The sequence below is a fragment of the Microbacterium sp. CFSPD4_SD4 genome (assembly GCF_057364585.1).
Genome location: NZ_JBNFOC010000005.1, coordinates 125,417 through 144,217, shown reverse-complemented (window position 1 = coordinate 144,217; position 18,801 = coordinate 125,417). Strand labels below are relative to the sequence as shown.

The 18,801-nt window shown below is 70.2% G+C and carries 25 protein-coding genes; 14 read left to right on the top strand and 11 right to left on the bottom strand.

Features of this window, described 5'->3' with window-relative positions; all coding sequences use genetic code 11:
- Positions 1–3: 3 nt before the first annotated feature.
- Positions 4–525 (bottom strand): isopentenyl-diphosphate Delta-isomerase, encoded by a 522-nt coding sequence (idi, locus tag AC2W7E_RS10075; RefSeq protein ID WP_025105546.1) that lies wholly within the window; start codon positions 523–525, stop codon positions 4–6.
- Between the two features lie 75 nt (positions 526–600).
- Between idi and AC2W7E_RS10070 the strand changes: the two genes are divergently transcribed.
- Complete coding sequence (locus tag AC2W7E_RS10070) at positions 601–1,233, top strand: MarR family winged helix-turn-helix transcriptional regulator (protein WP_378872517.1); 633 nt, start codon at positions 601–603, stop codon at positions 1,231–1,233.
- A 17-nt stretch (positions 1,234–1,250) separates the two neighbouring features.
- Here AC2W7E_RS10070 and AC2W7E_RS10065 read toward each other — a convergent pair whose 3' ends face one another.
- The gene (locus tag AC2W7E_RS10065) at positions 1,251–1,613 is read right to left on the bottom strand and encodes a histone-like nucleoid-structuring protein Lsr2 (protein ID WP_025105548.1); all 363 of its coding nucleotides are present in this window, start codon (positions 1,611–1,613) and stop codon (positions 1,251–1,253) included.
- Positions 1,614–1,703: 90 nt separating this feature from the next.
- Positions 1,704–2,561, bottom strand: coding sequence for a LuxR C-terminal-related transcriptional regulator (locus tag AC2W7E_RS10060; RefSeq protein ID WP_025105549.1), 858 nt, complete (start codon positions 2,559–2,561; stop codon positions 1,704–1,706).
- 109 nt (positions 2,562–2,670) lie between these two features.
- Here AC2W7E_RS10060 and AC2W7E_RS10055 point away from each other — a divergent pair, with 109 nt between their 5' ends.
- Positions 2,671–3,018: a DUF485 domain-containing protein gene (locus AC2W7E_RS10055; RefSeq protein ID WP_060921784.1), complete on the top strand. Its 348-nt coding sequence runs from the start codon at positions 2,671–2,673 to the stop codon at positions 3,016–3,018.
- The gene (locus AC2W7E_RS10050) at positions 3,015–4,652 is read left to right on the top strand and encodes a solute symporter family protein (RefSeq protein WP_085606176.1); all 1,638 of its coding nucleotides are present in this window, start codon (positions 3,015–3,017) and stop codon (positions 4,650–4,652) included. Before AC2W7E_RS10055 ends, AC2W7E_RS10050 begins: the two co-directional genes overlap by 4 nt.
- A 63-nt stretch (positions 4,653–4,715) precedes the next feature.
- Here AC2W7E_RS10050 and AC2W7E_RS10045 read toward each other — a convergent pair whose 3' ends face one another.
- A complete protein-coding gene (locus AC2W7E_RS10045; RefSeq protein WP_378872522.1) occupies positions 4,716–5,228 on the bottom strand; it encodes a methylated-DNA--[protein]-cysteine S-methyltransferase in 513 nt (170 codons plus the stop codon).
- 227 nt (positions 5,229–5,455) lie between these two features.
- Here AC2W7E_RS10045 and AC2W7E_RS10040 point away from each other — a divergent pair, with 227 nt between their 5' ends.
- Together AC2W7E_RS10040 and AC2W7E_RS10035 are read left to right on the top strand one after the other, a co-directional pair.
- Positions 5,456–9,136 (top strand): AAA family ATPase, encoded by a 3,681-nt coding sequence (locus tag AC2W7E_RS10040; RefSeq protein WP_485989032.1) that lies wholly within the window; start codon positions 5,456–5,458, stop codon positions 9,134–9,136.
- On the top strand, positions 9,129–9,326 hold the full coding sequence (locus AC2W7E_RS10035; RefSeq protein WP_378872528.1) for a hypothetical protein: 198 nt from the start codon (positions 9,129–9,131) through the stop codon (positions 9,324–9,326). Before AC2W7E_RS10040 ends, AC2W7E_RS10035 begins: the two co-directional genes overlap by 8 nt.
- Positions 9,327–9,397: 71 nt before the next feature.
- Here the strand turns inward: AC2W7E_RS10035 and mscL are convergent, their stop codons facing one another.
- The 3 genes from mscL to AC2W7E_RS10020 are packed head-to-tail and all read right to left on the bottom strand — an operon-like array spanning position 9,398 to position 10,738.
- The gene (gene mscL / locus AC2W7E_RS10030; RefSeq protein ID WP_025105555.1) at positions 9,398–9,829 is read right to left on the bottom strand and encodes a large conductance mechanosensitive channel protein MscL; all 432 of its coding nucleotides are present in this window, start codon (positions 9,827–9,829) and stop codon (positions 9,398–9,400) included.
- Between the two features lie 24 nt (positions 9,830–9,853).
- Positions 9,854–10,126, bottom strand: a complete 273-nt coding sequence (locus AC2W7E_RS10025; protein ID WP_025105556.1) for an FmdB family zinc ribbon protein — start codon at positions 10,124–10,126, stop codon at positions 9,854–9,856.
- A gap of 15 nt (positions 10,127–10,141) precedes the next feature.
- Positions 10,142–10,738 carry a 5-formyltetrahydrofolate cyclo-ligase gene (locus AC2W7E_RS10020; RefSeq protein ID WP_025105557.1) on the bottom strand — a complete coding sequence of 199 codons (597 nt, stop codon included), beginning with the start codon at positions 10,736–10,738 and terminating at the stop codon, positions 10,142–10,144.
- Between the two features lie 40 nt (positions 10,739–10,778).
- Here AC2W7E_RS10020 and galU point away from each other — a divergent pair, with 40 nt between their 5' ends.
- The 4 genes from galU (at position 10,779) to AC2W7E_RS10000 (ending at position 13,730) form a co-directional block, all read left to right on the top strand.
- Positions 10,779–11,666: a UTP--glucose-1-phosphate uridylyltransferase GalU gene (gene galU / locus AC2W7E_RS10015; protein ID WP_025105558.1), complete on the top strand. Its 888-nt coding sequence runs from the start codon at positions 10,779–10,781 to the stop codon at positions 11,664–11,666.
- 45 nt (positions 11,667–11,711) lie between these two features.
- Positions 11,712–12,323: a GNAT family N-acetyltransferase gene (locus AC2W7E_RS10010; RefSeq protein WP_029990092.1), complete on the top strand. Its 612-nt coding sequence runs from the start codon at positions 11,712–11,714 to the stop codon at positions 12,321–12,323.
- An 82-nt stretch (positions 12,324–12,405) separates the two neighbouring features.
- Positions 12,406–13,269: a hypothetical protein gene (locus AC2W7E_RS10005; RefSeq protein WP_303709406.1), complete on the top strand. Its 864-nt coding sequence runs from the start codon at positions 12,406–12,408 to the stop codon at positions 13,267–13,269.
- A 149-nt stretch (positions 13,270–13,418) separates the two neighbouring features.
- Positions 13,419–13,730 (top strand): DUF7882 family protein, encoded by a 312-nt coding sequence (locus AC2W7E_RS10000; RefSeq protein ID WP_025105561.1) that lies wholly within the window; start codon positions 13,419–13,421, stop codon positions 13,728–13,730.
- A gap of 9 nt (positions 13,731–13,739) precedes the next feature.
- Here the strand turns inward: AC2W7E_RS10000 and AC2W7E_RS09995 are convergent, their stop codons facing one another.
- Complete coding sequence (locus AC2W7E_RS09995) at positions 13,740–14,351, bottom strand: flavodoxin family protein (protein ID WP_062636376.1); 612 nt, start codon at positions 14,349–14,351, stop codon at positions 13,740–13,742.
- An 88-nt stretch (positions 14,352–14,439) separates the two neighbouring features.
- Here AC2W7E_RS09995 and AC2W7E_RS09990 point away from each other — a divergent pair, with 88 nt between their 5' ends.
- Complete coding sequence (locus AC2W7E_RS09990) at positions 14,440–14,646, top strand: hypothetical protein (protein WP_025105563.1); 207 nt, start codon at positions 14,440–14,442, stop codon at positions 14,644–14,646.
- Between the two features lie 24 nt (positions 14,647–14,670).
- Here the strand turns inward: AC2W7E_RS09990 and AC2W7E_RS09985 are convergent, their stop codons facing one another.
- The 3 genes from AC2W7E_RS09985 to AC2W7E_RS09975 are packed head-to-tail and all read right to left on the bottom strand — an operon-like array spanning position 14,671 to position 16,100.
- Positions 14,671–15,273 carry a GNAT family N-acetyltransferase gene (locus AC2W7E_RS09985; protein ID WP_485989031.1) on the bottom strand — a complete coding sequence of 201 codons (603 nt, stop codon included), beginning with the start codon at positions 15,271–15,273 and terminating at the stop codon, positions 14,671–14,673.
- Between the two features lie 38 nt (positions 15,274–15,311).
- The gene (locus AC2W7E_RS09980) at positions 15,312–15,704 is read right to left on the bottom strand and encodes an ImmA/IrrE family metallo-endopeptidase (protein WP_303709409.1); all 393 of its coding nucleotides are present in this window, start codon (positions 15,702–15,704) and stop codon (positions 15,312–15,314) included.
- A gap of 24 nt (positions 15,705–15,728) precedes the next feature.
- Positions 15,729–16,100, bottom strand: a complete 372-nt coding sequence (locus tag AC2W7E_RS09975; protein WP_231729480.1) for a helix-turn-helix domain-containing protein — start codon at positions 16,098–16,100, stop codon at positions 15,729–15,731.
- Positions 16,101–16,194: 94 nt separating this feature from the next.
- Here AC2W7E_RS09975 and AC2W7E_RS09970 point away from each other — a divergent pair, with 94 nt between their 5' ends.
- Genes AC2W7E_RS09970 through AC2W7E_RS09955 form a run of 4 tightly spaced genes read left to right on the top strand, consistent with a single transcriptional unit; the run spans position 16,195 to position 18,801 of the window.
- A complete protein-coding gene (locus AC2W7E_RS09970) occupies positions 16,195–16,413 on the top strand; it encodes a helix-turn-helix domain-containing protein (protein ID WP_238695601.1) in 219 nt (72 codons plus the stop codon).
- A 54-nt stretch (positions 16,414–16,467) separates the two neighbouring features.
- Entirely contained in the window at positions 16,468–17,397 is a 930-nt protein-coding gene (locus tag AC2W7E_RS09965) for an aldo/keto reductase (protein WP_025105567.1), read from the top strand.
- A 39-nt stretch (positions 17,398–17,436) separates the two neighbouring features.
- A complete protein-coding gene (locus AC2W7E_RS09960; protein ID WP_025105568.1) occupies positions 17,437–17,823 on the top strand; it encodes a PLDc N-terminal domain-containing protein in 387 nt (128 codons plus the stop codon).
- Positions 17,824–17,856: 33 nt separating this feature from the next.
- The gene (locus tag AC2W7E_RS09955; RefSeq protein ID WP_485989030.1) at positions 17,857–18,801 is read left to right on the top strand and encodes a DUF1214 domain-containing protein; all 945 of its coding nucleotides are present in this window, start codon (positions 17,857–17,859) and stop codon (positions 18,799–18,801) included.

Sequence of the window (18,801 nt, the reverse complement as noted above, 5' to 3'; positions counted from 1 at the left end):
GGCTCAGACCTCTCCGTGTCGTCGGAGGAGCGGGAGCTGCTCCGCGAGCCAGGGGCTGAAGGCGAAGGGGGTGCGGATGACCGCGGCGAGCAGGTCGTCCACGTCGACCCATTCCCACTCCGCCACCTCGTCGGGATTCGCGGCGGGCTGCCCGTCGATCACGGCGACGTGCACCGGGCAGATCTCGTTCTCCACGATGCCGCTCGCGTCCACGGCGCGGTAGCGGTAGTCGGGGAGGGCGAGGCGGATCTCGGTCACCTGGATGCCCAGTTCGTCGGAGCCGCGCCGGCGCACCGCGTCGGTCATGTCCTCGCCGGGCTGCGGGTGCCCGCAGAAGCTGTTGGTCCAGACGCCGGGCCACGTGCGCTTGCCGAGGGCGCGACGGGTGACGAGCAGGCGTCCCTCCCGATCCTGCACGTAGCAGGAGAAGGCGAGGTGGAGGGGCGTGTCGGTCGTGTGGACTTCGCTCTTGGGCAGGATGCCGACGGCAGTCCCGTCTTCGGCGAGGAGTGTGACGTTGTCCATGGCGCCCTCTCGTCGTTTAGCTAACCTGGCGAAATATCAACTTAGCATGAAGCTGTTGGTGTGTAACATGATCGCATGCACTCCGAGCCCCGCACCACCCCGGTCGCCGAGGCGCCGGCGACCGCGGGGCCGGACGACCTGACCCATGGCGCGATCTACGACGTCGAGGCCAGCGATCCGCGCAGCACGCTCATCGACCGCTCCGGCGTCGCGCCGGAGGATCTGCGGCAGATCGCTCGCGTCATGGAGGCGCTCGGCGGATTGCGCGACGCCGAGCAGCGGCTGTCGCAGGCGTCGCGCCGGTACATGCAGCTGAACGAGACCGACATGCGGGCGCTGCACTATCTGATCGTGTGCGCGAATCGGTCGCTGGTGGCGACACCCAGCGGGATCGCCCATCACCTCCGGGTCTCGACCGCGGCGACGACGAAGCTGCTCGATCGGCTGGAGAAGGGCGGGCACATCCGGCGCTCGCCGCATCCCACCGACCGACGAGCTCTCGCGATCACGATCACTCCGGAGACCAGGCACGCCGCGATGGAGACGGTCGGGCGGCAGCAGGCCAAGCGCTTCTACGCGGCCGCGCGGTTGTCGGCGGCGGAGCGCGATGTGGTGATCCGGTTCCTCCAGGACATGACGGAGGAGATCACCCTGCGTGACGAGCCGTGGGCCACGCAGGGCGCACACGAAGATCCCGCCCGACCGTGAGGTGGGGCGGGACCGGATCAATGAGCGGCGCGGTACGCGTCCAGGATGGGGGCCGGAACTCGTCCCCGCTCCGAGAGCGTGTACCCGTTCTCCTTCGCCCAGGCGCGGATCGCCGCGACCTCGGGGTTGCGTGAGGGCCGCTTCCGCGACGAGGAGGAGGACGAGGAGCGCCCTCCGCCGGTGGACGCACCGGATCCCGCCCGACGCCCTGCCGTGATGTACGGCTCGAGGGCCTGGCGCAATTCCTCGGCGTGCGCGGAATTCAGATCGATCTCGTAGGAGGTGCCGTTCAGCGAGAAATGCACGGTCTCGCCCTCTCCGACCTCCAGGACGGTGCCGTCGATATCGTCGACCAGCTGGTGCACAATTCGTCTCGCCATGACGGCGACTTTATCGCGGCGGCGGGAATGCGCACAACAAAAGCCGCTCCTTCATGGCGCCGTATGACGCGGTCGCGGAGAATGCCCGATTCAGGGAAGCAGACCCGCGCGACGTGCTTTGGTCACGGCGGCATGCCGCGTCGATGCGTCCAATTTCGACATCGCGGTGCCGAGATAGGCCTTGACGGTGCCTTCCCGCAGACCGAGGTGCGCGGCGATCTCCGCATTCGTCGACCCGAGGGCGGCGCACGCGAGGACGTCGGTCTCGCGCGGGGAGAGGTGGATGACGGGAACGGGGCCGGTCGTCGTCGGGAGGTCGTCGCCGGCGAGGGTCAGCAGTCGGCGCTCGACCTGCGCCAGCCGCGCGCGGATGCCGGCGTCGTCGACGGTGGCGGCGATGCTGCGCAGCTCCGCGAAGCTCTCCCGCAACTCCTCGCGCTGGGCCGGCGCGACGGCGGCGGGCGACGGGGACGCGGCCCGCAGACGGCGCTGCACCTCGTCCCGGATGCGCAGCTCATCGGCGACGGATTGGGCGACCTGCATCGCCGGTGCCGTCGTCACGCCGCCGATCCTCTCCTCGGCCCAGGCGCCCGCATAGAGCACGCCGCGCGGGCGGCCCTGGACGACGATCGGCAGGGCGAGCAGCGTCCGCAGACCTTCGCCGAGCACGAAGACGTCGTAGTCGTGGGTGATCTGGCGGGAGGAGCCGTAGTCGCTCGTCATCCGCGGGCGCAGCTCCATCATGGCGCGGCCGCCGAGACCGCGCTCGGGGCGCACGCGGAGCCCGTCGAGAGCACGCGTGCGGGCCCCGACGATGCTCGTGACACTCACGACGCCCTCTTCGATCAGCCCGCCGAACGCGACGGGGAAGCGCGTGCGCCGCGCGAGCTCGCGCACCGCGTTGGCGACGAGCTCCGCCTCGGATTCGACGGTGATCGGAGAGCTCACGAATACCTACTTTCGGGGGTGACGGCACCGTTCCCCGTTTCGTAGCGTCGACCCTACCACTCGGGCGGCGACAGCCGCGCGTGCAGCGGACATGTGGCAAGGAGGCCCCATGAGCGAACAGGTTCCGACCCCTCAGAACGGTGCGATCGATTATGTCGCCGTCGAGCAATCCCCTCGATTCCTGCGGTTGAAACGGACGCAGCGGTCCTTCATCTTCCCCCTCGCCGCGTTCTTCCTCGTGTGGTATTTCGTCTACGTGCTGCTGGCGGCATTCGCCCGCGATTTCATGGCGCAGCGCGTCTGGGGGGATATCACCGTCGGGCTGCTCTTCGGGCTCGGTCAGTTCGTGACGACATTCGCCATCACGATGGCGTATGTCGCATTCGCGAATAGGAAGCTCGACCCCCTGGCGTCCGAGATCCGTGAAGAACTCGAGAAGGCGCAGGCGGACGCATGACCATCATCCGCACGGCCACCGAGGATGTCGCCCTCGACATCAACCCGGTGTTCAACATCTCGATCTTCCTCGCCTTCGTCGCGGTGACGTTGTTCATCGTGATCCGCGCCAGTCGGAACAACAAGACGGCCGCCGACTACTACGCGGCCGGTCGTTCCTTCACCGGGCCCCAGAACGGATTCGCGATCGCCGGCGACTACCTCTCCGCCGCGTCGTTCCTCGGCATCTGCGGCGCCATCGCGATCAACGGGTACGACGGATTCCTCTACTCCATCGGATTCCTCGTCGCCTGGCTGGTCGCGCTGCTGCTCGTGGCGGAGCTCATGCGCAACACCGGCAAGTTCACGATGGCGGACGTGCTCTCGTTCCGCTTGAAGCAGCGTCCGGTGCGGATGGCGGCGGCGATCACCACGCTCGCGGTCTGCTTCTTCTACCTCCTCGCGCAGATGGCGGGGGCGGGCGGTCTCGTGTCCCTGCTGCTGGGGATCGACGGGCGCGTCGGGCAGTCGGTCGTCATCGCCGTCGTCGGCATCCTCATGATCGTCTACGTGCTCATCGGCGGCATGAAGGGCACCACCTGGGTGCAGATCGTCAAGGCGGTGCTCCTCATCGGCGGTGCCCTGGCGATGACGATCTGGGTCCTCGCGATCAACGGCTTCAGCCTGAACACCCTCCTGGAGGCGGCGGTGGCCAACTCCGACAAGGGCGAGGCGGTGCTGGCGCCCGGTCTGCAGTACGGCGCCAATCCGTGGGACTTCCTGTCGCTGGGCATGGCCCTCGTGCTCGGCACCGCGGGTCTCCCACACGTGCTCATGCGCTTCTACACCGTGCCGACGGCCAAGGAGGCACGGCGGTCGGTGGTCTGGGCGATCTGGCTGATCGGCGGGTTCTACCTGCTGACCCTCGTGCTCGGGTACGGCGCGGGCGCCCTCGTCGGCGCCGACGTGATCGCCGCGGCACCCGGCGGGGTGAACTCGGCCGCCCCGCTGCTGGCGTTGAAGCTCGGCGGGCCCGTGCTCCTCGGGTTCATCTCCGCGGTGGCGTTCGCCACGATCCTCGCGGTCGTCGCCGGACTCACCATCACCGCGGCGGCGTCGTTCGCCCACGACATCTACGCGAACGTCATCCAGAAGGGGCGGAAGGACGCGTCGGGGAAGCCGGTCGAGCCCGATCCCAACGGCGAGGTCCGCGTGGCCCGTCGCACCGTGATCGTCATCGGCATCCTCGCGATCGTCGGCGGCATCGGGGCACAGGGGCAGAACATCGCCTTCCTCGTGGCGCTCGCTTTCGCGGTGGCGGCGTCGGCCAACCTGCCGACGATCCTCTACTCGCTGTTCTGGCGCCGGTTCACGACGCGGGGCGCGGTGTGGAGCATGTACGGCGGGCTCGGTTCGGCGATCATCCTCATCATCCTGTCGCCCGTGTTCTCCGGTACGCCGACGTCGATGATCCCCGGGATCGACATCGCCGTCTGGCCGTTGAACAACCCGGGCATCGTGTCCATACCGCTCGGGTTCGCGCTCGGCTGGCTCGGAACCGTCACCAGCACGCGGCGCGAGTCTCCCGAGCTGGCGGCCGAGATGGAGGTGCGCTCGCTCACCGGCTTCGGCGCGGAGAAGGCCGTCGACCACTGACGCGACCTCCTCGGGTGCGGGCCCGGCGGCCTACTCGCCGGGCCCGCACCCCAGGAGCGGGGTTCATCGCGACTCGAGGTCCAGCAGGAAGCGCTTCCGCTCCGGATGGCCGCCGTAGTGCCCCGCGGAGCCGTCGGATCGCACGACCCGGTGCACGGGCACGATGATCGAGAACGGCGTGAGGCGGCACGCCGTCCCGACGGTGCGCGCCGCCCCCGGGTGGCCGGCCAGCACCGCGACCTCCCCGTAGCTCAGGGTCTGGCCCCAGGGGATGTCGCACACGGTGTGCAGCGCCGCCCGGTGGAAACCCTCCACGAGACGCCAGTCGAGACGCAGATGCTCGTCGAAGCGCACTGGCTCGCCGTCGAAGTACGCGTCCAGAAGCGGCACGAGCTCGTCGGCCGCGCCCGGGTCGGGCTCCGGGACGGCACCGAGCTGCCGCGAGACGCTTTCGAGCAGCCACGGCACCTGCGGGTCTGCGGACTCGGAGAGGTCGAAGCGCACGATGCCCTCGTCGGAGAAGACCGCGAGGGCGTCGCCGAAGGGCGTCGGAGCGAAGTCATAGCGGAAAGTCATGTCCCCATCCTGGCCGCCGAATCCGGGCGCAGAACGGCTCGAGACGGAGCGGTTCCGCGTTCGGTGGAGAACGGCAGCGTGCGGACACGAGGGGAGGAGTAGTCGGCGGAGCGCGGTGCCGGGCTGTTTTTCACCGGAAACCCGCCGTGGATACCGATCTCCGACGGTGTCGCGCCTAGGGTGTGAGTGTGTGGCGACGGGAAAGCAGGTCTGCGAACAGCACAGCGGTGGACAACGCTGTGTCCCTCGGTGACCTGCACGACTCGTCCACCGGAGTCGGGATCGCGCACGCCGCCGAGGCCGAGCGCACGCGCCTGCGGGCCGAAGCCGCCGATCTGGGCGGCCCTTCGCCGCTGAGCAGCTTCCGCGACGGGCCGGAATCCGGCATCGACATCTCCAAGGCGCACCCGGGCAGTCTCCCGCAGTTCATCACCGGCAAGTCGACGCTCCTCTCCAACCTCTTCCGCGACGAGGTGGGCCTGCGTACCGCGCGGCTGGCCGCCGAGCGCATCACGGCCAAGAACACCGAGCTGCGCACGGTCCGCGGCATCGAAGCCGTGCACCTGGCCGTCGGCGTCGCGCGGTGGCGCATCGGCGGGGCGACCTTCGCCGCCCCTGTCCTGTTGCGACCCCTCGCGATCCGCCGCCATCACACCGACTTCGAGCTCAAGCTGCAGGGGGCGTTCGAGGTGAATCCGGAGCTCGTCCGGGTCGCCCGCGAGCACTTCGGGCTGTCGCTCGACGCCACAGCCCTCGCGGCGCTCGCCTACGACGGCGGCATCTTCAAGCCGCAGCCGGTGATCGACAGCCTGCGCGGTCTGACCCGATCGATCGAGACGTTCTCCGTCGAGCCTCGACTCGTCGTCTCCACCTTCGCCGATGTCGCTGGCGCCATGGCCCAGGACGGCGGCAGCCTCGACCACCCGGTCCTCAACGCCCTCGGCGGCCACGTCGGCGATCGCGAGCAGGTCACGGCACCGCGCGCCGTCCCGCACCACGTCGGTCCGGACGACCGCGCGCCCGCCTCGGACACGCTCCTCCTCGACGCGGATGCCGAGCAGGAGGCGGTGCTGGCCCGCATCACCGCCGGTCACTCCCTCACCGTGGCGACGCTGCCGGGCACCGGCGGCACGCAGACCGTCATCAACGCGCTGGGCGAGCTCGTCCGCGCCGGCAAGAAGGTGCTCGTCGTCTCGGCCCGCCGGTCGACGCTCGACGGCGTGCGCCACCGCCTCGCCGGCATCGGCCTCGACAGCCTCGCGGTGTCCCCGGCGAGCCTGCGCCGAGACCTCGTCCGTGCGATCGGCAGGAACGAGAAGGCGACCGCGCCCAAGGTGAGCGAGGTCGACGACGCGCTCGTGCGGCTGCGCACGGTGCTCCGCGACTATCGCGACGCTCTGACCGTTCCGATCCCCGGCCTCGACGCCTCCGTCCTGGACGCGACCAGGCACCTCACCCGTCTCGCGTCCCTGCCGGTCCCGCCGTCGACCACGGCCCGACTGAGCGTGGACGCCCTGCGCCGGCTCGCGAAGGATCGCACCGAGGCGGCCGCCGCACTGGCTCAGGCCGCACGACTCGGCGAGTTCCGCGTCGGACCGAACGATTCGCCCTGGTACGGCGTCACCTTCGGCAGCACCGAGGCCGCCCGCGCCGCCCACGAGCTCGCCGGGCGCCTCCATGCCGTCAGCGTGCCCGCCCTGCTGGAGCGCGGCTACGAGCTCATCGCGCAGACGCACATGCGACCGTTCTCGACGATCGACGAGCTCGGCGACTACCTCGAGCTGCTGCAGGGCATCCGCGACACCCTGGACCGGTTCAGCCCGACGGTGTTCGAGCGTCCGCTCGGGGAGCTCATCCAGGCGCACGGCTCCCGCCGGGACGCACCCGGGATGTCCGGAGCGAACCGTCGCCGCCTCCGCCGCCTCGCGAAGGAGTACGTCCGCCCCGGCGTGCACGTGACGGAGATGCACGAGGCGCTGCTGCGCATCCAGACCCAGCGCACCCAGTGGCAGCGCTACGTCGACGCGGGCGTCGCGCCGGAGATCCCGCTCGGCCTCGCCGACGTGTTCGCCTCCTGGCAGCGGGTGGAGGCTGAGCTGGCAGAGCTGGACGCGGCACTCGGCCGCCGCGAACCGCTGTCCTCGCTGCCGGTCGCGCGACTCGTGCGCATGCTCGCGGGTCTCGCCGCGAAGTCCGACGTCTTCGAGAACCTCGTCGAGCGCGCGCAGCTGCGTGACAAGCTCGCCCTCCTCGGCCTGGAGCCGTTGCTGACCGAGCTCTCGGTTCGCCATGTCTCCGAAGCGCGGGTGGGGGACGAGCTCGAGTTCGCCTGGTGGCAGTCCCTCCTCGAGCGCGCGCTGCAGGACAACCGCGCGCTGCTCGGAGCGAACACCGCCGTGGTCGACCGCCTCGAGCGCGACTTCCGGCTGGTCGACGAGGCCCACGCGGCGATGGCGGGACCGCTGCTCGCCTGGCAGCTCGCGAACCAGTGGCGCATCGCCATCGTCGACGAGCCTGAGCAGTCGCAGAACCTGCGCCGCGCCCTGACGCAGTCCGCGACGACGGCCGCCGAGGTCGTCAGCGCCGCGCCGACCCTCGTCGACGTCCTGGCTCCGGTCTGGATCTCGTCGCCCTACCTCGTCCCGGAGATCCCGGACGCGGTGGAGTTCGACACCGTGCTCCTCGTCGACGCCGCGGCCATCAACCTCGCCGAGGCGGCCCCGGCGATCCGCCGTGCCCGGCAGGTCGTCGCCTTCGGAGACCCGGTCACGCAGCGGCCCTCTCCCTTCCGCATCGCGGTCGACCCCGCGGAGGACTGGGAGGAGGAGGTCCCGTTCGACGAGGTCTCCGTCTTCGAGCGGCTTTCCGAGCTGTTCCCCGTGATGACGCTGACCCGGAGCTACCGTGCCGGCGGTGAGGACCTCGCGGAGCTCATCAACGACGCGTTCTACGGCGGCGAGATCGTCTCCCTTCCGTGGGCGGGGTCGTACCTGGGCCGGGGCAGCCTCACCGTCGACTACGTCGAAGGGGGCACCGGGACGCCCGATCCCGTGTCCGGCGCCGTCGAGAGCCCGGACGCCGAGGTCGCCCGCGTCGTCACGCTCGTCGTCGAGCACGCCGTGCACCGCCCGACGGAGTCGCTCATGGTGGTCACCGCCAGCACCCGTCACGCGGAGCGCGTGCGGGCCGCCGTGACCGCCGCCTTCGCCGGCCGCTCCGACGTCGCCGACTTCGTCGCCCGCGACACCGCGGAGCCGTTCGCCGTGCTCACGCTCGAGGAGTCCGTCGCCGAGAGCCGCGACCGCGTCATCTTCTCGCTCGGCTTCGGACTCACCAAGCACGGCCGCGTCCTCAGCGACTTCGGCGACCTGTCGACGCCGGACGGCGAGCGGCTGCTGACCGTCGGGATGACCCGGGCGCGGCGCTCCATGGTGATCGTCTCGTCCATCCGCCCCTCGGCCTTCGACGACGGGCGTCTCGAGCACGGCGCAGCCACGCTCATGTCGATCCTCGGCGGTCTCGCGGCGCGCGCCCGCGATGCGCGCCTGGAGGATCTGGCCGACCCGCTCACGCTCGCACTGGCCAGGGAGCTCCGGCGTCTCGGCGCTTCCGTCGACGTCGACTACCGGGGGCTCCTGCCGCTCGTGGCGCAGCACAACGGCAAGGCCGTTGTGATCGAGTCCGATCCGGAGTCCCGGGGAGAGTCGCTGCGCGAGACGCTCCGGCTGCGCCCGCATGTGCTCCGCCGCCTCGGCTGGCACTACGTCCGCGTCCACGCGTTCGACCTCTACAGCGACCCGCGTACGGTGGCGTCCCGGATCGCGACGGTGCTCGGCATCTCGGAGTCGACCCCGCGCGCGGAGAACGACACGCAGCCCCTCGACCTCGGCGACCACCGGAATGACTGACGGCCGTGACGAGCCGCGTCAGCGGGTCGTCCGGGTGCCGGGCTCCCGGCGGGCGCGTCTGACGCCCGTCGAGGGCAGCGACCCGGCGCCGGAGGTCCCGGAGGGTGAGACGCCGCGCCGGTCCGCCCCCGGCGATCGGAAGGGTCCCAACGACGACCAGCTCCTCCGCGACGTGCCTCCGCACTACTGAGGCGGCCGCACCCGGAACGAGAAAGACCCACGGCCCTCCGAGGAGAGCCGTGGGTCGTGAGCGCGGTGCGGTCAGACGCCGCGCGGACCCTGCTGGGTCTTGAGCAGATCGCGGATCTCGACGAGCAGCTCCGCCTCGGTCGCGGCGGCCGGCTCCTCCTCCGGCTCCTCGGCGGGCGTGCCCTTGCGTGCCTCGACGTGCGCCTTGAAGGTGTTCATCGGCAGCACGAAGACGAAGTAGACGACCGCGGCGACCGCGAGGAAGCTGATGATCGCCGAGATGAGGTCGCCGATCGGGAACGTGACGGTCTCTCCGTAGATGTTCGGAACCTGGATGCCGAACTGCCCCGCGGCGTCCGCCTTGAGGAAGAGCGCGATGAGCGGGTTGATGATGCTGTTCACGACCGCTGTGACGATCGCCGTGAAGGCGGTGCCGATGACGACCGCGACGGCCAGATCGATGACGTTCCCGCGGAGCAGGAAGTCCTTGAAACCTTTGAGCATGGAAACCCCCAAGTCGACTGGGCCTCAGTTCGAGGCGGGAGTCGACGCAGCGGCCGGTTTGGCGCTCGTCGTCGAATCCGACTTCGATGATGCCGAAGCATCCTTCGAACCCCCGGATTTGGCGCGCGAGTCCGTGCGATAGAAGCCGGAGCCGTTGAAGGTCACGCCGATCGAGCCGTACTGCTTGCGCAGCGCGCCGCCGCACTCGGGGCAGACCGTGAGCGCGTCGTCGGAGAAGCTCTGGACGGCGTCGAACTGGTGCCCGCACGCGGTGCAGGCATAGGCGTAGGTGGGCATGGCGGTCCTTGCGGGTCAGCGTCGCCGAGGCGACAGATGCAGCGTCTGCGACGGGGTCACGATGCCGTCGACCGGCTGATCGTGCACCTCGCGCGGCAGTTCGTCGAGTACCTCGGAATCATAGATCACCGCGTACACCGGAGGGCACTTCTCCATGGAGCCGATGGTCTTGTCGAAGTAGCCGCGGCCCCAGCCCATGCGCATCCCCGAGCGGTCGACGGCGGCGGCGGGGACGATCATCAGATCGACGTCGTTCACCGCGATCGGCCCGAGCACCTCGCCGGTGGGCTCGGGCAGCCCGTACAGGCCTTCCGCGATCTCGTCGGTGTCGTCGGCGACCGCCCAGTCCAGCAGTCCGTCGGAGCGGGTGACCGGGAGGAGCACCCGGATCCCGCGGCGGACCGCGCGGGTGACGAACTCCCTGGTGCCCGGCTCCGTGGTGGTGGAGAGGAAGCAGGAGACGGAGCGGGCGCCGAGCTCGTCGACGAGGGCGTCCAGCCGTTCGCCGATCGCCGTGGCAGCGGCTTCGCGCTGGGGATCGGACAGCAGCTGACGCCGCTCGCGCAGCTCCGCGCGGAGGGCTCGCTTGGCGTGCTCGACGTCGTTAGCCATGGTCCGAGTCTAGGGCGGCCCCCACCGGTAGGCTGTGGGAATGGCTCACGAGAAGATCAAGGCTGTCATTCCCGCCGCCGGACTGGGGACACGATTCCTGCCCGCGACGAAGGCGATGCCGAAGGAGATGCTCCCCGTCGTCGACAAGCCGGCGATCCAGTACGTCGTCGAGGAGGCGGCGAACGCCGGGATCGAGGACATCCTCGTGATCATCGGGCGCAACAAGAACGCGATCTCCAACCACTTCGACTCCGTTCCGGAGCTCGAGGTGAAGCTCATGGAGAAGGGCGACACCGGTCGCCTGGAGCGCGTGATGAAGTCGAGCGACCTCGCCGACATCCACTTCGTCCGCCAGGGCGAGCCCAAGGGTCTCGGCCACGCCGTGCTCCGCGCTCGGACGCACGTCGGCGACAGCTCGTTCGCGGTGCTGCTCGGCGACGACCTCATCGATGAGCGCGACCCGCTGCTCACGGAGATGATCGCCGAGCACGAGCGCACCGGCGCCGCCGTCATCGCCCTCATGGAGGTCGACCCGGACAGCATCCACATGTACGGGGCCGCCGCCGTCGAGTCGATCGAGGGGTCGGACGCCGTTCGTGTCACGGGCCTCGTCGAGAAGCCCGCGAAGGAGGACGCCCCGTCCAACCTCGCGATCATCGGACGCTACGTGCTCCCCTCGTCGGTCTTCGAGATCCTCGAGCGCACCGAGCCCGGCAAGGGCGGGGAGATCCAGCTCACCGATGCCCTGCAGGAGCTCGCGACGGCGGACGGCGGACCGGGCGTGGTCGGCGTCGTCTTCGGAGGCCGCCGCTACGACACCGGCGACCGCGTGGACTACATCAAGGCGATCGTGCAGCTCGCGGCCGACCGCGACGACCTGGGCTCGGAGCTGCGCCCCTGGCTCAAGGACTTCGCGGAGCGCCTCTAGGCGCCTCGCGATCGTCGGAGGTGCGGCGTGGAGCTGTCGACGGGGATGCGGCACGGTCCGGTCGAGCTGCGTCTGATCCGGACGAAGGACGCGCGGCCTCTGCAGCAGGAGCTGCTCGCGAACCGCGCGTGGCTGCAGCCGTGGGAGGCGACGATCCCGCACGGGGCGGTGTCCTTCGACATGCGGGTCAGCATCCGCCGGCTGCTCCAGCAGTACCGGGACGGCGGCGGCTACCCGTTCGTCATGGAGTACGACGGTGAGGTCGCCGGGCAGCTGAACGTCTGGGGCGTCGCTCGGGGCTCGCTGTGCTCGGCGACGATCGGGTACTGGGTGAGCGAGCGCTTCGCGGGGCGGGGGATCACCCCGACCGCGGTCGCGCTCGCGACCGACGCCTGCTTCACGGAGTACGGGCTGCATCGGATGGAGATCTGCATCCGGCCCGAGAACGCCGCGAGCCTTCGCGTGGTCCAGAAGCTCGGCTTCCGGTACGAGGGGCTGCGCCGGCGGTACATCCACATCGACGGGGACTGGCGCGACCACTACGCCTTCGCCCTCACGCAGGAGGAGGTTCCGCAGGGCGTGCTCGCCCGGTGGCTCCACGGACAGGTGCCGCCGCACGCGGCGACGATCCCCCCGGCGGACCGCATCAGCCTCTGACATCGCCCGTTGCGGAAGGACACGCCGCGACACGCGCCCCGACTGCACGGCGCGGCCGGTCCGCCGCCGTTACCGTTGTCCTATGGACGGGCCGGTGCTGAGCGGGGGAGTGATCGTGCTCGTCGCCGTGCTCCTGTGGATGCTGTACCTGCTGCCCTCCTGGCGCGGGCGCTTCCAGTACAACGCGGCCGAGCGGAACGCCGTGCGGCTCAATCAGGCGCTGCGGATCCTCGCCGAGACGAGCGAGACGCCCAGCGAGGTGCACATGGAGCTCAACGCCCGTACCGTCGTCGCGCAGCAGAAGCTCGCGAAGCGGCTGCAGGCCCAGCGGGAAGCCGCGGAGCTCGAGGCCCTCCGCCAGGAACTCGCCGCCACGCGGGCCGATCCCGTGATCCGTCGCGCCCGTGCACGCCGACGCGTGCGGCTGACGGCGACCGGCGCGCTCGTCCTCGGCCTCGCCGCCGTCGGGCTCGGCATCTGGCAGCTCCTGGCCACCGGGGGAGCGGTGCTCCTCTGGAGCGGCGGGGTGGCAGCCCTCATCGCCACCATCGTCCTGCAGCGGATGGCCGCGGTCGCTGTGCGCGCTGCCCGTCGTCCGCAGCCCGCTGCCGTCGAGACCGTCGCGGAGAGGGTCGCTCCGGCCCTGCATGACCAGGGCCCCGCCACCTGGACCCCGCGCCCGCTCCCGGAGCCGATGGTGTCGGTCACGGGATCGCGCGCCCAGGCGGCTCGCGCCGAGATCGATGCGCAGGAGGAGCGCCGCAAGGCTGCTCGGGTCGCCGCGCTCCGCGCCCGCGCCGAGGAGATGGCGCCGGCAGCGCCCGTCAGCCTCCCGGCAGCGCCGGCGGCAGCGGCGGAATCCCCGTACGCCCGCATGGGCTTCGTCGACGACGCGGAGATCGAGGCGCACGTGCGCCAGCTCCTCCAGCGTCGGGCCGCCGGATGACCGTCGCGGTGAGCGCGGGTCTCCTTCGCTGACGCCTTCGTGCCGCTCCCGGCGAGCGGTTCCGGCCGTCTCGGCCGCACGGGCACACCGGAGACGCGCGCGAGTGTCGCTCCTCGCGTCCCGCCCGCTCGGGGCCGTAGAGTCGTGGGATGGGAACCATGCAGTACGGCTCCGGCAGCGAGATCCAGATCGAGGACCGCGCCCTGGCCCATCTGAAGGTCGCGATCGCGACCAAGCTTCGCCGGAACGAGAGCTTCACGCTCTCCTGGAAGCACCCCGACGGCGACGTGCCGGGACGTTCGACGATCTGGCTGCATCCGTCGATCCCGCTGCGCTTCACCTTCTCGGAGCCGGAGACGCCGGAGTTGAACGTCAAGTGGATCCAGGCTCTCATGGTCGAGGCGAGCTCGTCGGGAGGCATCAGCCTCGTGGACGAGGTCGTCGACGGTCCCGCCGACTGAGCGCCTCCGCTACTCGGCGGGGTACGCCTGCGCGGTGAGCTGCCGCGCGAGGTGCGCCGCGTTGCGGGTCGCGGTCGCGATCGCGGAGCCCACGGCCTCCGGAGTCTCATCGAGGTCCTTGTAGTCCACGGTCTGCATGGCCTCGCCGTTCCAGTACACCGACGTCTGGGCCGGGATCGTGTAGCCGATGTCGTTCAGCGCCTGGAAGAGGATCGCGGAGATGTGGTGCGCGCCGTCCTCGTTCCCGAGGACGCCGGCGATCGCGACCTTGTCGAAGAGGATCGGGCGGCCCTGCTCGTCCGTCTCGCTGAGCTCGGCGTCGAGGCGCTCCAGCACGCGCTGGGCGACGCTCGAGTGCTGTCCCATCCACGTCGGCGTGACGAACACGAGGATGTCGGCATCGAGGACGCGCTGACGCAGGGCCGGCCACTGGTCGCCGTCGCCCATGTCCTTCTCGACGCCGGGGCGGATGTCGAGGTCGACGGCACGGACGAGGTCACCCGTGACCCCGTGCTCGGCGAGGGCATCGAGCAGCTGACGCGCGAGCAGATCGGAGCTCGACGACGCGGGGGAGGGCTTGAGGGTGCAGGAGATCGCGAGGGCGGTGAGGGAGGTGTCCATGCTCCGACTCCATCAGAGATGCGGGCGGCGGCACAGGGCCTTTCCGGGTCCGGGCTATCCTGGTAGAGCACCGACGACAGGAGATCCCGTGATCCTCAGCTTCCTCTTCTTCATGATCATGTTCCTCGGAGGCTTCTGGCTGCTGGGGATCGCCCACGAGATGCCGGACACGCTCGCCGCGCTCACATTCGTCGGCGGCATCCTGCTCGTCTCGCTGGCTCTCGGGTTCGCGATGCGCCAGCGCGGTTCGGCCACGCGTCGCTCCAAGAACTGGACCGGCAGCCCGACCGAGTGACCGCCGCGGGGCGGTGCCCCGCGCTCACCGTCGCCGGGCGAGCCTCGCTTCGAGGTTCGCCCGCACCGCCGGCCATTCCGGCTCGATGATGGAGTACTCCACGCTGTCGCGGAGTGCGCCGTTGCGGTAGCGGCTCATGGCCCGCATCACACCGTCCTGCTTCGCGCCCAGTCGTTCGATCGCGGCGCGGGACTGGAAGTTCACCCACTGGGTCGTCAGCCCGACCCGGAAGACCCCCAGCGTCTCGAAGGCGTGGCGGAGGAGCAGCAGCTTCGACTCCGCGTTGGTGCCCGTGCCATGAGCGGACGGCCGGTTCCAGGTGTATCCGATGTGCAGTCGGGGGACGTCGGCGACGATGTCGTAGAACGACGTCAGTCCCAGCACGCGTCCGGCGGCGTCGAAGGCCGTGAAGGGCACCATCTCGCCGGTAGTGACGAGGCTCAGGCGCCGGTCGACCTCGGCCGCGACGCCGTCGGGCGCCGGAACCGAGGTGTACCAGGCGGTCTTCCACAGGTCGCCCTCGGAGACCGCTTCGACGAGGCCGTCGACGTGCGACCGGTCGAGAGGGCGGAGCTCGACGAGCTCGCCGGTGAGAGTGACGGGGGCGGGGGCGACGTGGAAGGCCATGGTGTCATTCAACCAGCGTCGGCCGCTGTGCCCGGCCCTCAGGCGGGGATGGCCAGGTGCTCGCGGCGCAGCACCCGCTGGAACGCGAGGACGATCTCGATCGTGACGTCGAGCTCGAAGGCCAGGCTGGCCAGATGTGTGCCGCGGAGATGCTCCGCCGCTGCGTACGCCGCCGGCGTGATCAGGCGTCGCGCGGCCCACTCATCGGCCTGCCGCTCCTGTCGAGCCCGGAGGGCTGCCTGCCACGTGGGCTGATGACCGAGGTGAGCGTGACCGAGCTCATGGGCGAGCACGCTGCGGGCGGTGCGCCTGCTCATCCCCGGGGCGAGCCGGATCGTGCGTGTGACGGGCTGGAAGCCCCCGGGGGTGGGCCCTGCGCGTTCGATCACGCGGAGACCGAATTCGTCGGCCAGACGGAGAAGCTGCTGCATGGGCCTCCGTCCGGTCGGTGTCGTCTACTCGTAGAGGTCGTCGGTGTCCGTCTCGCGGGTGGATCCGGATTCGAAGGCGACCTCGCGGGCATTATCGCGTGGGGTGGCGACATCGGTGCGGCGCCGGAGGGGAGTGACGATCGCCGACATGCCGTCGGCGGCCAGACGCTCCTCGGCGCGGGCCACGAGGACGTGCGGCTCGACGCCGAGCGTGGCGCACACCGCGTAGACCACCGGCACGGGAATGGCGCGCTTGCCCGTGACGTAGTTGTCGAGGGCGCTCCGGGCGATGCCCACATCGCGTGCCATGGCGGCGATGCTGCTGCGTGCCGCCGCGATCTCCGCCCGCATCTGACGGCCGACCGCCTCGTTGAACTGCTCGGCTGGTGTCTTCATCCGGCTCACCTTAGCAGCGCACCGAGAGCAGGATGCCGTCATATTGGTAGCTGAGGGCGCTGTCGGTGTCCGTGCGTGGCGGTACCGTAGGCGCATGGGGACAGAATTGCGTCATCTGATGGCATCGGCCGTGGAGGCCGCTCGCTTGCACGCCGGAGTGTCGTTCATCGAGCTCTCGGAGCAGACAGGGATCGCGCCGGCCGCGCTGGCCGACCTCCTCGAGGAGCGCGCGGACTTCACGATGGAGGATGTGGCGGGGATCGCGGCGGTGCTCGAGGTCCCCGTCACGCGGCTGCTGCCCTGCGCGCCCTGAGATGATGCGGGCCCGCGCCTCGGACGGGGCGAGGCGATGAAGTAGCGTGGGCGCATGAAGACCGTACCCTTCGGATCGACGACCGCTCCGGCCCTGATCGCCGGGATGATGCGCATCGACAGCCTCGACGACGAGCAGATCCGCGGCCTGTATGCGACCGCACGGGATGCCGGGATCGACTTCTTCGACCACGCGGACATCTACGGCGGGGAGATGCACCACTGCGAAGCGCGATTCGCGGATGCTCTCCGGCTCAGCACCACGGAGCGGGACGAGATCGTGCTGCAGACCAAGTGCGGCATCGTGCCGGCGCAGGGCATGTTCGACTTCTCCTACGACCACATCGTCGGACAGGTCGAGGGCTCGCTCGCGGCCCTCCGCACCGACCGCATCGACGTCCTCCTGCTGCACCGGCCGGACGCCCTCGTCGAGCCGGATGAGGTGGCTCGCGCCTTCGATCACCTCGAGTCTTCGGGCAAGGTGCGCGCGTTCGGGGTGTCGAACCACACCCCGTCGCAGATCGAGCTGCTGAAGACCGCGGTGCGGCAGCCCCTGGTCGCGAACCAGCTCCAGCTGTCCCTCACGCATGCGCCGATCATCGCGCAGCCGGTGGCGGCGAACATGGCGGGCCATGACCAGAGCATCGGGCGCGACGGCGGCGGCATCGTGGACTACTGCCGGATCCACGGCATCACCGTGCAGGCCTGGTCTCCGTACCAGAGCGGCTTCGGCGGCGGCGTCTTCCTCGGGCACCCGGACTACCCCGAGCTCAACGCCGTGATCGAGCGCCTGGCGGGAGTCCATGGAGTGACACCGACCGCGATCGCCACCGCCTGGATCACCCGGCACCCCGCCGGGATGCAGGTCGTGCTCGGCACTACGACACCGCACCGCGTGCAGGAGGCAGCGGCCGGAGTGGACGTCGTGCTCACCCGCCCGGAGTGGTACGAGCTCTTCCGTGCCGCCGGACACCTGCTGCCGTGAACCCTCGGCTCCCGTCCGTGCGTCGTCTACCCTGAACCCATGCCGTTCCTGTTCTCGCTCCTGGTCATCGCGCTGATGATCGGTGCGCTGATCGACATCATCACGCGCGACGACTCGCAGGTGAAGCACCTGCCCAAGATGGTCTGGATCATCATCGTGATCCTGCTGCCGTTGATCGGCAGCGCGCTGTGGTTCGCGCTCGGCCGGGAGTACGGGGAGGGTGGCGTTCCGCTCCCGCGGATGCGGCGTGCCGAGCGCCCCGCGGCCCCGACGACGACGGTCGCACGCCCCGCGCCGCCGGTCGACGTCCGGTCCACCGAGCAGCAGATCGCGGACCTCGACCGGGAGATCGAGGAGTGGCGGCTGCGCGAGGAGATCGAGAAGCGGCGTCGGGAACGGGGAGACGACGCTCTTCCGTCGTCCTAGCCGCCGAGCGGTGCGGCCTGCCAGGATGCCGTCATGAGCATCCTCGTGAACGTCGACAACTTCGCCCTCGCCGAGACCCACCGCATGATGCGCGACCTCCAGAAGGAGGCCGGGGGTGTGGACCGGTTCCTGCACAACCGGGCTCCGGCCGCGATCGACCGGCAGACCGTGATCCGGCTGAACCGCGACACGCTGTACAGCTTCGCGGTCCTCGACATCAGCGAGGGCGCGACGTTCAGCATCCCGGAGCACGGCGACCGTTACCTCTCGGCGATGGTCGTCAACGAGCACCACTATGTGGATGCGATCTTCCACGAGGCGGGCGAGCACACGCTGACGGAGGCGCAGTTCGGGACGCCATACGTCGTGCTGGCCGTGCGCATCCTCGTGGACCCCGCGGACCCGGCGGATGTGGCGGAGGTGGGGGCGCTGCAGGACCGCATCGCGCTGCACAGCGGGTCGGCCACGCCCTTCGCGATGCCGGACTACGACACCGTCAGCCTCGATGAGACCCGCCAGGCGCTGCTCGCGTTGGCCCGGAACCTGCGGGGTTTCGACCGCATGTTCGGCAGCGAGGACGAGGTCGACCCGGTGCGGCACCTCATCGGCACGGCGGCGGGCTGGGGAGGGCTTCCCTCATCCGAGGCGAGCTACATCGGCGTCGATCCGCGTCTGCCGGTGGGCCGCTACGAGCTCACGGTCGACGAGGTCCCCGTCGACGGCTTCTGGTCGATCTCGGTGTACAACGCCGACGGCTTCTTCGAGCCGAACGATCGCGAGGCCTACACGATCAACGACATCACCGGCGTCCGCAACAACGACGGCACGATCACCGTCCGCTTCGGCGACCATCCGGAGGGCGTGCCGAACGTGCTCCCGATCACGGAGGGCTGGAACTACCTCGTCCGCCTCTACCGCCCCCGCCCCGAGGTGCTCGACGGCAGCTGGACGTTCCCGACGCTCCCGGAGTCGGCTTGA

Excerpts from the sequence above, each read along its gene's own strand:
- AC2W7E_RS10010 (WP_029990092.1), top strand. The coding sequence starts at position 11,712 with ATGCGGCACGGTCCGGTCGAGCTGCGTCTGATCCGGACGAAGGACGCG.
- galU (WP_025105558.1), top strand. The coding sequence starts at position 10,779 with ATGGCTCACGAGAAGATCAAGGCTGTCATTCCCGCCGCCGGACTGGGG.
- AC2W7E_RS10020 (WP_025105557.1), bottom strand. The coding sequence starts at position 10,738 with ATGGCTAACGACGTCGAGCACGCCAAGCGAGCCCTCCGCGCGGAGCTG.
- AC2W7E_RS09985 (WP_485989031.1), bottom strand. The coding sequence starts at position 15,273 with ATGGCCTTCCACGTCGCCCCCGCCCCCGTCACTCTCACCGGCGAGCTC.
- idi (WP_025105546.1), bottom strand. The coding sequence starts at position 525 with ATGGACAACGTCACACTCCTCGCCGAAGACGGGACTGCCGTCGGCATC.
- AC2W7E_RS09995 (WP_062636376.1), bottom strand. The coding sequence starts at position 14,351 with ATGGACACCTCCCTCACCGCCCTCGCGATCTCCTGCACCCTCAAGCCC.
- AC2W7E_RS09970 (WP_238695601.1), top strand. The coding sequence starts at position 16,195 with ATGGGGACAGAATTGCGTCATCTGATGGCATCGGCCGTGGAGGCCGCT.
- AC2W7E_RS10025 (WP_025105556.1), bottom strand. The coding sequence starts at position 10,126 with ATGCCCACCTACGCCTATGCCTGCACCGCGTGCGGGCACCAGTTCGAC.
- AC2W7E_RS10000 (WP_025105561.1), top strand. The coding sequence starts at position 13,419 with ATGGGAACCATGCAGTACGGCTCCGGCAGCGAGATCCAGATCGAGGAC.
- AC2W7E_RS10050 (WP_085606176.1), top strand. The coding sequence starts at position 3,015 with ATGACCATCATCCGCACGGCCACCGAGGATGTCGCCCTCGACATCAAC.
- AC2W7E_RS10065 (WP_025105548.1), bottom strand. The coding sequence starts at position 1,613 with ATGGCGAGACGAATTGTGCACCAGCTGGTCGACGATATCGACGGCACC.
- AC2W7E_RS09975 (WP_231729480.1), bottom strand. The coding sequence starts at position 16,100 with ATGAAGACACCAGCCGAGCAGTTCAACGAGGCGGTCGGCCGTCAGATG.
- AC2W7E_RS10035 (WP_378872528.1), top strand. The coding sequence starts at position 9,129 with ATGACTGACGGCCGTGACGAGCCGCGTCAGCGGGTCGTCCGGGTGCCG.
- AC2W7E_RS10045 (WP_378872522.1), bottom strand. The coding sequence starts at position 5,228 with ATGACTTTCCGCTATGACTTCGCTCCGACGCCCTTCGGCGACGCCCTC.
- AC2W7E_RS09980 (WP_303709409.1), bottom strand. The coding sequence starts at position 15,704 with ATGCAGCAGCTTCTCCGTCTGGCCGACGAATTCGGTCTCCGCGTGATC.
- mscL (WP_025105555.1), bottom strand. The coding sequence starts at position 9,829 with ATGCTCAAAGGTTTCAAGGACTTCCTGCTCCGCGGGAACGTCATCGAT.
- AC2W7E_RS10055 (WP_060921784.1), top strand. The coding sequence starts at position 2,671 with ATGAGCGAACAGGTTCCGACCCCTCAGAACGGTGCGATCGATTATGTC.
- AC2W7E_RS09955 (WP_485989030.1), top strand. The coding sequence starts at position 17,857 with ATGAGCATCCTCGTGAACGTCGACAACTTCGCCCTCGCCGAGACCCAC.
- AC2W7E_RS09965 (WP_025105567.1), top strand. The coding sequence starts at position 16,468 with ATGAAGACCGTACCCTTCGGATCGACGACCGCTCCGGCCCTGATCGCC.
- AC2W7E_RS09960 (WP_025105568.1), top strand. The coding sequence starts at position 17,437 with ATGCCGTTCCTGTTCTCGCTCCTGGTCATCGCGCTGATGATCGGTGCG.
- AC2W7E_RS10005 (WP_303709406.1), top strand. The coding sequence starts at position 12,406 with ATGGACGGGCCGGTGCTGAGCGGGGGAGTGATCGTGCTCGTCGCCGTG.
- AC2W7E_RS10070 (WP_378872517.1), top strand. The coding sequence starts at position 601 with ATGCACTCCGAGCCCCGCACCACCCCGGTCGCCGAGGCGCCGGCGACC.